This is a genomic window from Micromonospora sp. RTBAU3-60 (assembly GCF_054963695.1).
In genome coordinates this window covers 39,475-53,651 of the sequence record NZ_JBUEGB010000012.1, presented here as the reverse complement: position 1 = coordinate 53,651, position 14,177 = coordinate 39,475, and the positions used below count along the sequence as shown (strand labels likewise).

General features: G+C 72.1%; 13 protein-coding genes. 3 read left to right on the top strand and 10 right to left on the bottom strand.

Going from position 1 to position 14,177, the window contains the following annotated elements; genetic code table 11:
* Positions 1–87: 87 nt before the first annotated feature.
* The 4 genes from ACY34I_RS14340 to ACY34I_RS14325 form a co-directional block, all read right to left on the bottom strand.
* Positions 88–1,899: a glycoside hydrolase family 13 protein gene (locus ACY34I_RS14340; protein WP_462755543.1), complete on the bottom strand. Its 1,812-nt coding sequence runs from the start codon at positions 1,897–1,899 to the stop codon at positions 88–90.
* A 140-nt stretch (positions 1,900–2,039) separates the two neighbouring features.
* Entirely contained in the window at positions 2,040–2,939 is a 900-nt protein-coding gene (locus ACY34I_RS14335) for a sugar ABC transporter permease (RefSeq protein WP_462755542.1), read from the bottom strand.
* Positions 2,936–4,579, bottom strand: a complete 1,644-nt coding sequence (locus ACY34I_RS14330) for an ABC transporter permease subunit (RefSeq protein WP_462755541.1) — start codon at positions 4,577–4,579, stop codon at positions 2,936–2,938. Before ACY34I_RS14330 ends, ACY34I_RS14335 begins: the two co-directional genes overlap by 4 nt.
* Complete coding sequence (locus ACY34I_RS14325; protein ID WP_462755540.1) at positions 4,579–5,829, bottom strand: sugar ABC transporter substrate-binding protein; 1,251 nt, start codon at positions 5,827–5,829, stop codon at positions 4,579–4,581. The genes ACY34I_RS14330 and ACY34I_RS14325 overlap by 1 nt, the downstream gene beginning before the upstream one ends.
* 197 nt (positions 5,830–6,026) lie before the next feature.
* Here ACY34I_RS14325 and ACY34I_RS14320 point away from each other — a divergent pair, with 197 nt between their 5' ends.
* From ACY34I_RS14320 to ACY34I_RS14310, 3 genes are all read left to right on the top strand, one after another.
* Positions 6,027–7,112 (top strand): LacI family DNA-binding transcriptional regulator, encoded by a 1,086-nt coding sequence (locus ACY34I_RS14320; RefSeq protein WP_462755539.1) that lies wholly within the window; start codon positions 6,027–6,029, stop codon positions 7,110–7,112.
* Positions 7,113–7,328: 216 nt separating this feature from the next.
* A complete protein-coding gene (locus tag ACY34I_RS14315) occupies positions 7,329–8,960 on the top strand; it encodes a glycoside hydrolase family 13 protein (RefSeq protein WP_462755538.1) in 1,632 nt (543 codons plus the stop codon).
* Between the two features lie 163 nt (positions 8,961–9,123).
* Complete coding sequence (locus tag ACY34I_RS14310) at positions 9,124–9,489, top strand: VOC family protein (protein ID WP_462755537.1); 366 nt, start codon at positions 9,124–9,126, stop codon at positions 9,487–9,489.
* 6 nt (positions 9,490–9,495) lie between these two features.
* Here ACY34I_RS14310 and ACY34I_RS14305 read toward each other — a convergent pair whose 3' ends face one another.
* The 6 genes from ACY34I_RS14305 to ACY34I_RS14280 all read right to left on the bottom strand — a co-directional run bounded on the left by ACY34I_RS14305 (position 9,496) and on the right by ACY34I_RS14280 (position 14,131).
* Positions 9,496–9,939: a hypothetical protein gene (locus tag ACY34I_RS14305; protein ID WP_462755536.1), complete on the bottom strand. Its 444-nt coding sequence runs from the start codon at positions 9,937–9,939 to the stop codon at positions 9,496–9,498.
* A gap of 140 nt (positions 9,940–10,079) precedes the next feature.
* Positions 10,080–10,448, bottom strand: a complete 369-nt coding sequence (locus ACY34I_RS14300) for a GntR family transcriptional regulator (protein ID WP_462755535.1) — start codon at positions 10,446–10,448, stop codon at positions 10,080–10,082.
* A 1-nt stretch (position 10,449) separates the two neighbouring features.
* On the bottom strand, positions 10,450–11,385 hold the full coding sequence (locus ACY34I_RS14295) for a YhjD/YihY/BrkB family envelope integrity protein (protein WP_462755534.1): 936 nt from the start codon (positions 11,383–11,385) through the stop codon (positions 10,450–10,452).
* A gap of 53 nt (positions 11,386–11,438) precedes the next feature.
* On the bottom strand, positions 11,439–11,984 hold the full coding sequence (locus ACY34I_RS14290) for a 2'-5' RNA ligase family protein (protein ID WP_187413599.1): 546 nt from the start codon (positions 11,982–11,984) through the stop codon (positions 11,439–11,441).
* A gap of 62 nt (positions 11,985–12,046) precedes the next feature.
* Positions 12,047–13,072, bottom strand: a complete 1,026-nt coding sequence (gene trpS / locus ACY34I_RS14285; protein WP_462755533.1) for a tryptophan--tRNA ligase — start codon at positions 13,070–13,072, stop codon at positions 12,047–12,049.
* A 33-nt stretch (positions 13,073–13,105) separates the two neighbouring features.
* Positions 13,106–14,131, bottom strand: coding sequence for a hemolysin family protein (locus ACY34I_RS14280; RefSeq protein WP_462755532.1), 1,026 nt, complete (start codon positions 14,129–14,131; stop codon positions 13,106–13,108).
* Positions 14,132–14,177 lie beyond the last annotated feature (46 nt).

Here is a 14,177-nt window from a genome sequence, read left to right as displayed (position 1 = left end):
GAACGTGCTCGATCGAGGAAGTAGTGGCCTCCGGCGCACGGCGAGGCCACTACTTCCCGCTTCGAGCGTGATCTTGCGATGGCCCGGTCAGGCGAGGCGCCAGACCTGGAAGGTGGGGCCGTCGGCGGGCAGCGTCACCGTGCCGTCGGCGGCGGGGCGCAGGGCGGGCGCAGCGCCGTACACGTTCTCCCCCGCCCGCAGGCCAGCCAGCCGCACCGGAGCGCCGGCCGCGCGACGGGCCAGCACCAGCACCGTGCCGGTGGGCGCCTCGCGGAGGAAGACGAGAGTGTCGGCGTCCGCGTACGCCCAGCGCAGGCCACCGTGCCGCAGCGCCGGCTCGGCGCGGCGCAGCGCCAGCAGCGACCGGTACGTATCGAACGTGCGCCGGTCCCAGCTCTCCGGCCGGTGCCATGGCATCGGGGTACGCGACCCCTCCCCGTTCGTGCCGGTCAGCCCCAGCTCGTCCCCGGCGAAGACCACCGGGGTGCCCGGCATGGTGGCGAGCAGGCCGGCGGCCACCTCCTGTCGGGCGGCGTCGCCGACCACGGTCCGGATCCGGGCCGAGTCGTGCGAGCCGAGCAGCTGCCACGAGTGCACGTACGACCGCCAGGAGACCAGCGACCGGTAGGCGTTCATGGTGGCCAGCACCGCGCCCGCGTCCCGCCGCCGTACCCCGCCCGGGGTGCCGAGGAAGTTCGGCAGCGGCTCGTCGCCGTGGCGCAGCCAGGACCAGACCGGGTCGGTGAAGCCGACGTAGTTCATGGTGCCGTGCCAGCCGTCCCGGTCCAGGTCGCCGGTGTGGTCGTGGCCGTGCTCGGCCAGCAGCAGCCCGTCGGCCCGGGTCTCGGCCACCACCCGGCGCAGCAGGCGCGCCACCTCGTGGGTGTACGCGTCGGCGCCCCGCCGCCCGGTCATGTTCGCCACGTCCACCCGCCAGCCGTCCAGCCCGTACGGCGGGCGCAGCCAGCGGCGCAGCAGCGAGTCCTCGGCGGTGGCGAAGCGGCGGCGCAGCTCGGGGCTGCCCCAGTTGAGCTTCGGCAGCGACTTGACCCCGTTCCAGGACTCGTAGTCCCCGGTCACCTCGTCGAAGTAGTACAGCTCCCGCTCCGGGGCGGTGACGTCGGACGCGGCGGCGGTGAACCACTGGTGGGCGTCGCCGGTGTGGTTGCTGGTGATGTCGCCGAGCAGCCGCCAGCCCCGGGCGTGCACCGCCTCGGCCAGTCGGGCGAGGGCGGTGTCCCCGCCGAGCAGCGGGTCGACCGTGTCGAAGCTGGACGCGTCGTACCGGTGGTTGGAGCGGGCCGGGAAGATCGGGGTGAGGTAGACGGTGTTGACGCCGAGCCGGTCCAGGTGGTCCAGGTGCTCGGTGACGCCGTCCAGGTCGCCGCCGTAGAACTGGCGCGGCGTCTCCGGCCCGCGCCCGATGACGGGGGTGTCCCAGTCGCAGGGGATCGCCCAGTCCGGCGGGGTCCGGCCGGCGGCCGCGGCGGAGCGGGCGAACCGGTCCGGGAAGATCTGGTAGATCACCGCGTCCCGGGCCCAGGCCGGCGGCGGGGCGTAGCTGACCAGCTTGAAGTCGCCGTGGTCGGGCACGTCGTGGTCGACCAGACCGGCGGCGTTGAGCCAGCGGTGGCCAGCGCGCCCGTCGAGCAGGAAGCGGTAGTTGCTGACCGGGTTGCGGACCTCTACGTCGGCCCGCCACCACACGTCACCGCCCTCGGTGCGGTCGACCACGGCCTCGGCGAACCGGGGCTCGCCGTCGCCGGTGGTCCGGAGGTGCACCTGGCGGACGTCGGCGCCGGCCGGCACCCGGACGAAGACCGGGACGGTCTGCCCCAGCGCGGGTTCCTGCTCCGGCACGTAGGTGGCGGAGCCGTCGTGGTGCGGCTGGAGGGACATGCTGCTGCCTTTCGCGTCGTACCGACGGGGAGAGGGGCGGGCACCCGCCGCGGCCGGTCACCCGACCACGGCGGTCCGCCCGAGAACCGCTCCGGTGTACGTCGACACGACGCCCTTGCCGCAGCGTGAGCCGAGGAGGCTCAGCCTTTGACGGCTCCGGCGGTGAGGCCGGAGACGATGTAGCGCTGGAGCAGTTGGAACACCAGCACCGTCGGGACGGCGGTGAGCAGGGTGCCCGCCGCGAACATCCCGAAGTTGTTGTTGCGCTCGCCGGCGACCAGGCCGAACATGCCGACCGCGAGGGTCTTCGACTCGGTGTTGGTGAGGAACACGTTGGCGATCATGAACTCGTTGATCGTGCCGATGAACGACAGCAACGCGGTCACCGCCAGGATCGGCGCCACCAGCGGCAGCATGATCCGGAAGAAGACCTGGGCGTGCGTGGCGCCGTCCATGGTGGCCGACTCGTCCAGCTCCCGCGGCAGGGTGTCGAAGAAGCCCTTCATCAGCCAGGTGTTCACGCCCAGCGCGCCACCCATGTAGAGCAGGAACAGGCCCCACGGGGTGTTGAAGCCGAGCGCCGGCCACAGATCGGTGACGGTGGTGAAGATCAGGAAGATCGCCACGATGGCCAGGAACTGCGGGAACATCTGGATCAGCAGCAGCGTGAGCAGGCCGACCCGCCGGCCGGCGAAGCGCATCCGGGAGAACGCGTACGCCGCCAATGCGGACAGGAAGATCGACACGAAGCTGGCCGTGCCGGCGATCAGCAGCGAGTTGAGGAACCAGTGGCCGAACGCCGTCTTCTGGAACAGGTTGCTGAAGTTCTCGAACGACGCGCCGGTGGGCACCAGCTCGGTCGAGGAGAGGGTGCCGAGCGGGTTGAGCGCCGCCGAGAGCACGAACAGGATCGGGAAGAGGCTGAACGCCACCGCCAGCACTCCGACCAGGTGCCGCCACCCCACCTGGGCGAACCAGCGGTTGCGCCGCCGGCCGGTGGCGGCGCGGTCGGCCACCGGGGCGTCCGCGACGGTCGTCACGAGTACACCTCCTCCTGCTTGCGGGTACGCCGGAAGCTGATCGCCGACACGGTCGCCACGATCGCGAAGATGAAGATCGAGACCGCGGCGGCCATGCCGAACTCGGCGCCCTGGGCACCGAAGGCCAGCCGGTAGGTGTAGGTGATGAGCAGGTCGGTCGCGCCGTTGGTCGGGTTGTCCGGCGCGAACGGCCCACCCTCGGTGGTCATCCAGATCGCGTTGATGTTGTTGAAGTTGTACGCGAACGACGCGATGAGCAGCGGCGAGAGCGCGACCAGCAGCAGCGGCAGGGTGACCGACCGGAACGACTGCCACGGCGACGCGCCGTCGACCGAGGTGGCCTCGGTCAGCTCCCGGGGGATGGCCTGGAGCGCGCCGGTGGTCACCAGGAACATGTACGGGTAGCCCAGCCAGAGCTGCACCAGCAGCACCGCGGCCCGCGCGGTCCAGGTCTGGCCGAACCAGTCGACCCCGAGGCCGAAGAGGTTGTTGACCAGGCCGAAGTCGGTGTTGAACATGTCCCGCCAGACCAGCAGCATGGCGAACGACGGCATGGCGTACGGCAGGATCAGCACCACCCGGTAGAGGTTGGTGCCGCGCATCCGGGGCGAGTGCAGGGCGAGCGCGATGGCCATGCCGAGCAGGAAGGTGAGCCCGGTGGAGCCGATCGCGAAGGCGAAGTTCCAGAGCAGCGTGCCGAAGAACGGGCCGGAGATGTTCGGGTCGGTCAGCACCCGGCTGAAGTTCTGCAACCCCACGTTGACCTTCCAGCCCTGAGCCAGCCGCTCGCCGTCGGCGGCCACGAAGGAGCCGCTCGCCGCGTCGGCGCGCCAGGTCTTGCCGGTCTCGTTGTCCTTGATGCAGTCGCAGCCCGGGTCGTACGCCCGGACGGCCTTGCCCTCGTAGGCGCGGGTGAGGCCGTTGGAGCGGATGGCACCGTCGGAGGTGGGCACCACCAGGGCCGTGATGGCGTCGCTGCGGCCACTGGCCTGACCGATGTTCAGCACGGTGTAGCCGTCGGCGGCGGTGACCTTGCCGGTGAGGCTGCTGACGCTCACCTGCCCGGCGTCGAGCTTGCGCAGTCCGTTGGCGTCGCCGGCGAAGACCTCCCTGGTCTTCGGGTCGCTGAGCAGGAAGACCAGCGCGCCGGTCTCGGTGTCGCCCTTGGTGGCGATGGAGAGGGCGTACTCGGTGGAGCCCTGGACCTGCTTCACAGAGGAGCTCTGGATGGCGACGATCGCGTCGTCCTTGCTGCCGCGGTGACCGTCGCCGAAGTTGGTGAACGCGGTGCTCGCGGTGTAGAGCACCGGAAAGACCTGGAAGGCGATCAGGAAGAGCGTGCCGGGGACCAGGTACTTCGCCGGGACGTGCGGGCGGCCGAGGTAGAGGTAGAACAGACCGGCGGTGGTGACCGCCAGGATCGCCAGCCCGATCCAGTGCTCGGCCTCGATCAGCGGGAACGCCGCCCAGACCGCGATCCCGGCCACCAGGCCGAGCAGGATCACCTTGACGAGGAGGCCGGTCGCGGTGATCGGCGCGTGGTTCCGCGCGGTACGGGGCGTGCGCGGGAGCCCGCGGCGAACGGGCTCCCGGCCCGGAGCCTGCGTGGCAGGCTCCGGGCCGGACAGCGACGTGCTCATTACTTGATCTGGCCCGCGATGGTCTTGCCGGCCGCGGTGATCGTCTGCGCCGGGTCGGCGCCGCCGATGACGGCGGCCTCCGCCTTGCCGAACGGGTCCCAGATCGCGGCCATGGCCGGGATCGCCGGGAGCACCTGACCGTTCTTGCCGGCCTCCTGGAACTTGGCCAGGTCCGGGTCCTCACCCTTGACCTGGTCGAAGGCGGCGGTGAGCGCCGGCGGGCGCGGCTCGGCCTTGTACAGCGCGACGGCCAGCTCGGGCTTGGTCACGTAGTTGGTGACGAACTCCTGGGCCAGCGCCTTGTTCTTGCCCTTGGCGGCGACGTAGAACGCCTGCACGCCCACGAACGGCTGGGCCTCCTTGCCACCGGCGAAGCCGGGGACCGGGGAGATGTCGTACTTGATGTTGGCCTTCTTGGCGTCGGCGATGGCCCACGGGCCGGAGACCAGGAAGGCGCACTTCTTGCCGGTGAAGGTGGCGATGGAGTTCTCGCCGGTGATCGAGCGCTTGAGCGCGCCCTCGCCCTTCTCGCCGAGCTTCGCGATCTTCTGGAAGGCCGCGATCGACTCCGGCTTGCCCACGCCCAGGTCCTTGGGGTCGTAGTCGCCGTTGGCCGCGGTGCCGAACAGGTAGCCGCCGCCGGAGGTGTACAGCGGGTAGATGTGGTAGGCGTCGCCGTTCTGGCCGGACTGGAGGCAGAGGATCTCGCTGGCCTTCTTCTGGGCCTTGAGCTGCTTGCCGGTGGCGACCAGCTCCTCGATCGTCTTCGGCGCCTCGGGGGCCAGCTCGGTGTTGCGGATCAGCGCGACATTCTCGGTGGCGTAGGGGACGCCGTAGAGCTGGCCGTTGAAGGTCACGGCCTTGACCGCGGTCTCGTTGAACGCGCTCTTCTGCTCGGCGCCGAACTGCACCGGGTCGATGGCGCCGTTCTGGACCAGGTTGCCGATCCAGTCGTGCGCGCCGACGACGACGTCCGGGCCGCTGCCCTGCTGCGAGGCGGTGACGAAGTTGGTCTGCAGGTCCTTGGAGACGGCCTGGACCTCGACGGTCACCCCGTTCTCCTTGCCGAACTCCTCGGCGAACGGCTTGAGGGCCGCGGTCCGCTTGTCGTCGGCCCAGATGACCAGCTTGCCGCCCGCCGCCTTGGCGGACTCCTTGGCGGCCGGCTTGTCGTTGTCACTGCCACCGCAGCCGGAGGCGGCGAGCGCCAGGCCGAGGACAGCGACCACACCCGCGGTACGGATGCGCATCGGTACTCCTGTCGTCATGGCGGCCCGCCGGGGGAAGGACGGCCCGCCAGTGGAAACCTCTGTAATTTCTTGCTGACCGGCGCCGGGTGGTGCGCCGCTGCTCTCCCGTGTTGCGGGGACGTTAGCAAGGCGTTGCAGAGAATGGAAGGGATTGCAGGAGTGTACGCAAGAACTTTCCAGTGAGCTAAAGTGCCGCCATGCGCGCTCGACTGTCCGACATCGCCCAACAGGCCGAAGTCAGCGAGGCCACGGTGTCGCGGGTGCTCAACGACCGCCCCGGAGTGGCCCCGGAGACCCGGCAGGCCGTGCTGACCGCCCTCGACGTGCTCGGGTACGAGCGCCCCGCCCGGCTGCGCAAGCGCAGCGCCGGCCTCGTCGGCCTGGTCGTGCCGGAGCTGGACAACCCGATCTTCCCGGCCTTCGCTCAGATCATCGAGTCCACTCTGGCGCAGAGCGGCTTCACCCCGGTGCTCTGCACCCAGACCCCCGGCGGCGTCACCGAGGACGAGTACGTCGAGATGCTGCTGGACCGGCAGGTGTCCGGGATCGTCTTCGTCTCCGGGCTGCACGCCGACACCGCCGCCAACCACGACCGGTACCGCGCGCTGATCGCCCGGCCGCTGCCGATCGTCATGATCAACGGATACGCGCCCGGCATCGCCGCACCCTTCGTCTCCTGCGACGACGGCGAGGCCACCGAGCTGGCCATCGCCCATCTGGTCGCGCTCGGCCATCGGCGGATCGGCCTGATCACCGGCCCGGACCGCTTCGTGCCGGTGCAGCGCCGGGTAACCCGCTTCCGGACCGCCATGACCCGGCTGGCCGGGGCGACCGAGGCGGAGGTCGGCGAGCTGGCCGAGCTCTCCCTCTTCGGGGTCGAAGGCGGCGAGGCCGCCGCCGGCCGGCTGATCGAGCGCGGGGTGACCGGCATCGTCTGCGGCTCCGACCTGATGGCGCTCGGCGCGATCCGGGCCGCCCGCCAGCGCGGGCTCGCCGTCCCCGCCGACGTCTCCGTGGTCGGCTACGACGACTCTCCGCTGATGGCCTTCACCGACCCGCCGCTGACCACCATGCGCCAGCCGGTCGCCGCCATGGCGGTGGCCGCGGTCCGGGCCCTGGTCGACGAGATCAACGGGCACCCCGCCCCGCACTCCGAATACCTGTTCCGCCCCGAGCTGGTGGTACGCGGCTCCACCGCCGTGGTCCGCCCGGCCGGCGCCGCCCCGGCCAGCGGCCCGGGGCACCAGCGTCCGCCGACCTCCCCCCTCGCCGTCCCGGCCTGACCCCCGCCGGCGCCGCCCGGCCCAGGCGCCGCGTCCTGAAAGGTGGGACAGGCGTGGGCAGGGCAGCACCTCGACCGGGCCGAATGCTGTCATTTCTTGCGCAAGGAATGCTTGACTCTTGCAGCGCTCGGGCGGCATCCTGCTCAGACACTCGCGCAGTCACCCACGCCGCGCGGGGTGTCACCCTCCCGCGCCAGAGAACGGGGATCATCACCGATGACCGCCACCCACCCCACGCCGCTGACCTCCGACGACGACTGGTGGCGATCCGCGGTCGTCTACCAGGTCTACGTCCGCAGCTTCGCCGACGCCAACGGCGACGGCGTGGGCGACCTCCCGGGCATCCGGGAGCGGCTGCCGTACCTGCGCGACCTCGGCGTCGACGCGCTCTGGCTGACACCGTTCTACACCTCGCCCCAGGTCGACGCCGGCTACGACGTGGCCGACTACCGGGACGTGGACCCGCTCTTCGGCACCCTCACCGACTTCGACGCGATGATCACCGACGCGCACGCGCTGGGCCTGCGCATCATCGTGGACCTGGTGCCGAACCACACGTCCAGCGCGCACCCGTGGTTCCAGGCGGCGCTCACGGCCGGTCCGGGCTCGGTGGAGCGCGAGCGCTACCTGTTCGCCGACGGCAAGGGCGAGCAGGGCGAGCTGCCGCCGAACGACTGGGAGAGCATCTTCGGCGGGCCCGCCTGGACCCGGGTCGCCGACGGTCAGTGGTACCTGCACCTGTTCGACCCGGCCCAACCCGACCTGAACTGGCGCCACCCCGAGGTACGCGCGGAGTTCGAGGACGTCCTGCGGTTCTGGCTCGACCGGGGCGTGGACGGCTTCCGGATCGACGTGGCGCACGGGATGATCAAGGCCGAGGGGCTGCCCGACGTCGGCTTCAACTCGATGACCACCGGCCAGCGCCAGTCCGAGCTGCTCGGCAAGGGCCAGCTGCCGTACTTCGACCAGGACGAGGTGCACGACATCTACCGCGCCTGGCGGCCGATCCTCGACAGCTACCCGGGCGGCCGGATGGCGGTGGCCGAGGCGTGGGCGGAGACCCCGCAGCGGCTCGCCCGCTACATCGGCCCGGACGAACTCCACCAGGCGTTCAGCTTCGACTTCCTCGACGCCACCTGGTCGGCCGACTCGTTCCGCAAGGTGATCGACACCGCGCTCGCCGAGTCGACCATCGTCGGGGCACCGACCACCTGGGTGCTTTCCAACCACGACCGGCAGCGGCACGTCACCCGGTACGGCGACGGCGAGGTGGGCCTGCGCCGCGCCCGGGCCGCCGCCCTGCTGATGCTCTCCCTGCCCGGCTGCGCGTACGTCTACCAGGGCGAGGAACTGGGCCTGCCCGAGGTGCTGGACCTCCCCGACGAGCTGCGCCAGGACCCGGCGTTCCTGCGTACCGGCGAGAGCCGGGACGGCTGCCGGGTGCCGATCCCGTGGAGCGGCGAGCTGGCCCCGTACGGTTTCGGGCCGGCGGGCAGCGAGCTGAGCTGGCTGCCGGCGCCGACGACCTGGCGGGCCCTCTCGGTGGCCGCCCAGGCCGGCGTGCCCGGCTCGACGCTGGAGCTCTACCGGACCGCCCTGCGGATCCGGCACGGGCACCCGGCGCTGGCCGGCACCGACGGCATCACCTGGCTGGAGACCGAGCCCGGGGTGCTGGCGTTCCGCCGGACGGCCGGGGACGTCGAGTTCACCTGTGTGGTCAACCTCAGCGGCGCCGAGGTCACGGTCGCCGGCTACGGCCGGCCGACCGTCGCCAGCGCCGACCTCACCGAGCAGGGCGACGGGCACGTCCTGCCGGTGGACGCGGCTGCGTGGTTCGAACGGCGCTGAGCCGGGTAACCCGCCATTGACCTGGTCGTCCGTTGTGCTCCGCGCCGACGGGCGGCTGGGCAACCGACCCCTTGTGGTGGGGGGTGAGGTGGCGCCGGCGCCTCGGGGAGTCCGCTCCCCGAGGCGTCGGTGTCCACCTGGGACCGGTGGGTATCACGAGGTGATGACCGCACACGTGACGCAGTACACCCTCGATGTCACCGACCTCGAACTGATGGCCTCCTTCTGGTCCCGCGCCCTCGGCTACCAGATCCGGCAGGGCGGCGACGGCAGCGCGAAGCTGTGGCCGCCGCCGGACCGGCCCGGCCCGACGGTCTGGTTGCAGGGCAGCGGTACGCCCAAGCGCGGGAAGAACCGGCTGCACCTCGACCTGGTGTCCGACGGGGATCCGCGGGACGAGGTACGCCGGCTGCTCGCGCTCGGCGCCTGCCCGGTCGACGTCGGCCAGTCGGGCGAGGAGGGCTTCGTCGTCCTCGCCGACCCGGAGGGCAACGAGTTCTGCGTACTCGACCACCCACCGCGCCGGTGAGCGCGCTCAGCCCTCCTTGCTGGTGAGCAGCTTGGCGATCCGGGCGAAGCCGGCCCGCACCTCGTCCCGGGTGGGTGGGGCCACCGGCTCGGGCACCGGCTCCTGCTCGGCGGCGAGCTCCAACTCCTCGTCGATGGTGTCCTCGAAGTCGCCGTAGAGGTCGGCCTGGTTGACGCGGGCCGCCTCGTCCTCGGCGGCGAGCTGGGACGCCGCGATCTCGCCGCGGATCTCATCGGCGGTCAGCGCCGGCAGCAACGGCTCGACCACCGCCATCAACTGCTCCTCGGCCACCACCGCCTCGGCCAGGGCGAGCGCGTGCGGCCGCTCGTACGGGCCGCAGACCACCGGCTCCCACTCGTCGGCGTCGCCGAGCGGGCCGAAGGTGATGATCCACGGCAGGCCGAGCATCGGCGAGTCGTCCGGCAGGTCGAGTGTCACGAGTGCGCCCACCGGCCCATCATGGTCGCTCCCGCCCGGCAGATCCGTGCAGATTCACGGAAAGTGTGGTCTCCGCGCGCCGGGAGGCCCCCTTTTCCCGGAAATTGTGCGGACCCTGGCGGGTCACATGGCCCACGCGCTGCTCGGCGGCGTCAGGCCGGGTGGGTGGCGTCGAGGGCGGCGCGGACCAGGGCGAGCGCGCGCTCCGGTGGGACGCCCAGGCGGACCGCCTCGGCGGCGTACTCCGTGGCGGCGCGGTGCAGGCGGTCGAGGGCGTCGTCGCGCCCCGGCGCCACCACGGTCCCGTGCCGCCCCCGGGTCTCCACCAGCCCGGCCCCCTCCAGCTCCCGGTACGCCCGGGCCACGGTGTTCACCGCCAAGCCGAGGTCACCGGCGAGCTGCCGGACCGCGGGCAGCCGGGTGCCGACCGGCAACCGGCCGTCGCCGATCATCCCGGCGAGCTGCCCGCGCACCTGCTCGTACGGGGGCACCGCCGCGGCCGGGTCGATCCGGATCTCCATCTCAGCCCGCCCCTCCCGGCGTACCCGGCTCGGGCACCTCGTCGACCTCCACGTCCACCTCCCGGGCCGCGCCGCCCTCGGCCAGGTCCACCACCCGGCCGTACCGGCTGGTGGCGGCCAGCGCCGCGCCGAAGAGCACCAACTGGTTGAGCAGGTAGAGGTAGAGCAGCAGCCCCACCGCCGTGGCCACCACCGTGTACGCCGGGTTCCGCTCGGTGCGCATGACGTAGTAGCGGCCGACCGTGTTCAGCAGGGTGATGCCGACGGCCACCACCAGCACCACCGGTCGCAGCCGGCGGCGGCTCATCCGCAGCCGGGGCACCGCCACCAGCAGCGCCACCGCCAGCACCGCGTTGACCACCACGCTGAGCAGCGCGCTGACCGTGGTCAGCCCGACCGACCCGGTGCTGCGCAGCAGGAAGCGCAGCAGCGACTCCAGCGCGTCGACGGCGGCCACCGAGACCCCGAGCATCACGAAGACCACCACCAGCACGCCCAGGTCGACCAGGCGGCGGACCACCAGGTTGCCGGGCTGCTGGTTGAGGCCGTACAGCAGGCGCTGCGAGGAGCGGATCGCCTCCACCCAGCCGATCCCGGTGATGACCAGGATGACCAGGCCCACCACCCCGACCGTGTTGCTGCTCTGCGCGATCTGGTCCGGCTTGAGGAATGGCAGGTTCTCCCGAAGGAACTTCGCCGCCGCCCGGCTGACCTCGTCGTTGTCCTCGATGATCGCGCCGAAGACCCAGTAGCCGACCAGGGCCAGCGCGAAAACCGCGAAGAAGCCGTAGTAGGCGATCGCGGCCGCGAGCCGGCCGCCGAGCACCCCGGCGTAGAGCGCCCCGGCCCGCCACAGGTGGTCGAACGCCGGCGACCGGTGCCGGGCCGCGTCGATCCGGCGACCGACCGCGGCCTCGATCGGGCCGAGCACGTTCACCACGTCATCCTCACCGATCCCCCGCCCGACGGCGGGCCGGCCACGCGCTCAGCTCAACCGCCCAACCGGAAGTCGCGGCGGGGCTGCCACCGGGTCGCCCCGCTGTGCGAGAACAGGGTGAACGCCTCGACCTCGAACAACGCCGAGAAGTCGGCCAGGTCCTCGTACACCTTGTCGAGCACCTCGGGCGGCACGTCCTGGGCCACCGTCACATGCGGGTGGTAGGGGAAGCGGGCCTCCCGGTGCAGCTCGGGGGCCGCGTTGATGGCGGCGGCGAGCAGCTCGCACTCGCTGATCCCGGCCGCCACCGCCACGAAGACCACCTGGGTGACCGGGCGGAAGGTGCCGGTGCCACGCAGGTGCAGGGTGAACGGCAGGTGGGTGGCGGCCACCCGGGCCAGGTGCGCCTCGACGGCGGGCAGCGCGCGTACCGGGATCTCGGTCGGCCCGAGCAGGGTGACGTGCGCCGGGACGACCTGGGGATCACCGGCCTCGGCCCGGCGGCGGGTGAGCATCCCGCCCCACGGCTCGGGGATGTCCACCGCGATCCCGATCTGGATGGAATCGTCGGCGTCCGGCGCCCCGTCCCTGCGATCCACGCTCCGCGCCACCCCTCCGGCCACCGACTGCGTCCACCCGTTCCCGTCGCGCCCGGTCGCGGCTATGCGGACCGGACCGGCGGGAAGAAGCCGATCCGGTCGTACACCGTCCGCACCGTCGCCTCGGCGACCACCCGGGCCTTCTCGGCCCCCTGCGCGAGCAGCTTGTCGAGCTGGGTGGGGTCGTCCAGGTAGGTGCGGGTGCGCTCCTGGATCGGGGTGAGGAATTCCCGAACCACCTCGGCGAGGTCCTTCTTCAGGTCGCCGTAGCCCTTGCCGTCGTACGCGGCGACCAGGTCGTCGATGCTCCGGCCGGACAGCGCCGAGTAGATGCTCAGCAGGTTGGCGATGCCCGGCTTGCCCTCGGCGTCGAAGACGATCTCGCGGCCGGTGTCGGTGACCGCGGAGCGGATCTTCTTGGCCGACCGGGCCGGGTCCTCCAGCAGGTCGATGATGCCGGCCGGCGACGAGGACGACTTCGACATCTTGGCCGTCGGGTCCTGCAGGTCGGTGATCTTCGCGGTGTCCTTGACGATGTGCGGCGCGGGCATCATGAAGGTCGGCCCGAACAGGGTGTTGAACCGCTGGGCCAGGTCGCGGGAGAGCTCCAGGTGCTGCCGCTGGTCCTCGCCGACCGGCACCGCGTGCGCCTGGTAGAGCAGGATGTCGGCGGCCATCAGGATCGGGTACGTGAAGAGGCCGACGCTGGCCCGCTCACTGCCCTGCTTCTGCGCCTTGTCCTTGAACTGGGTCATCCGGCTGGCCTCGCCGAAGCCGGTGATGCAGCCGAGCACCCAGGCCAGCTGGGCGTGCTCGGGCACCTGCGACTGGACGAACAGGGTGCTGCGCTCCGGGTCGATGCCGACGGCGAGGAGCTGCGCGGCGGCGATGCGGGAACGCTGCTTGAGCACCTTCGGGTCGTGCCCGGCGGTGATCGCGTGCAGGTCGACCACGCAGTAGAAGGCGTCGTGGCTGTCCTGCAGGGCGACCCAGTGGCGTACCGCGCCCAGATAGTTGCCGAGGTGGAACGAGTCGGCCGTCGGCTGGATGCCGGAGAAGACGCGGGGGCGGGCGGGTACGTCGGACATGCCGGCAATTCTGTCAGCAAGGCCGGGGGTACGTCATGACGGGCCGGCGGGTCGGTGTTCGGCGGCCGTGACCGGGGCCGTGACCTCGCGCCGCTGCTCGGGCAGCCGCGCGGCGGAGACCGCGAGCCGGGACACCCGCCGCCCGTCCAGGGCGAGCACCCGCAGCAGCCAGCCGCCCGGCGGGTCGTCCGGGTCGGGCCCGCCCGGATCGTCCACGGCCGCGGCCACCGGCACCTCGTCCCCGGCCACCGGGAGCCGGCCCAGGGCGGCCATCACGAACCCGCCGACCGTCTCGTACGGCCCGGCGGGCAGCGGCACCCCGGTGCGTTCGGCGAAGTCGGCCAGGTTGAGCCGCCCGTCGACCACGGCGGGCAGACCGGCGTGGGCCGGGTCGGGCGGGCCGTCGTACTCGTCGTGGATCTCCCCGACCAGTTCCTCGACCAGGTCCTCGCAGGTGACGATGCCGGCGGTGCCGCCGTACTCGTCGACCACCACGGCCAGGTGGTGCCCCTCGCGGCGCATCTCGGTGAGCGCGGCCAGCACCCGCTTGCTGCCCGGCAGCCGCTTCACCTCACGGGTCAGCTCACCCACCGTGCCGCAGCGCTCGCGCTCGGGGCGGAGCAGCACGTCCCGCAGGTGCACGAAGCCGACCACGTCGTCGTGCGTGCCGTCGACCACCGGATAGCGGGTGTGCGTCTCGACCCGGACCAGCCGCTCCGCCTCGGCGACGGTGAGCCCGGCGGACAGGAACACCACCTCGGTGCGGGGCACCATCACCTCGCGGACCAGGCGCGCACCGGCCACCAGCACCTCGTCGATGATCCGCCGCTCGTCCGGGTCGAGCACCGTGTTGGCGGCGACCAGGTCGCGCAGTTCGGCCTCGCTGATCCGCTCGCGGCCGGCCGTCGGGCTGGCCCCAAGCAGGTCGGTGACCAGGCGGGTGGCGCCGTCGGCGGCGCGGACCACGAGCCGGGCCACGGTCCGCGCGAGGGGGCCGGGCTCTGGTCGCGGTCGCCCCGGAGGTCGTCGCCGGAGCCCGCGGCCGCCTGCCTCCCGCATGAGATGGATGGTAGACAGCGCACGCCGGGCCCTCCGGGCGATGTTC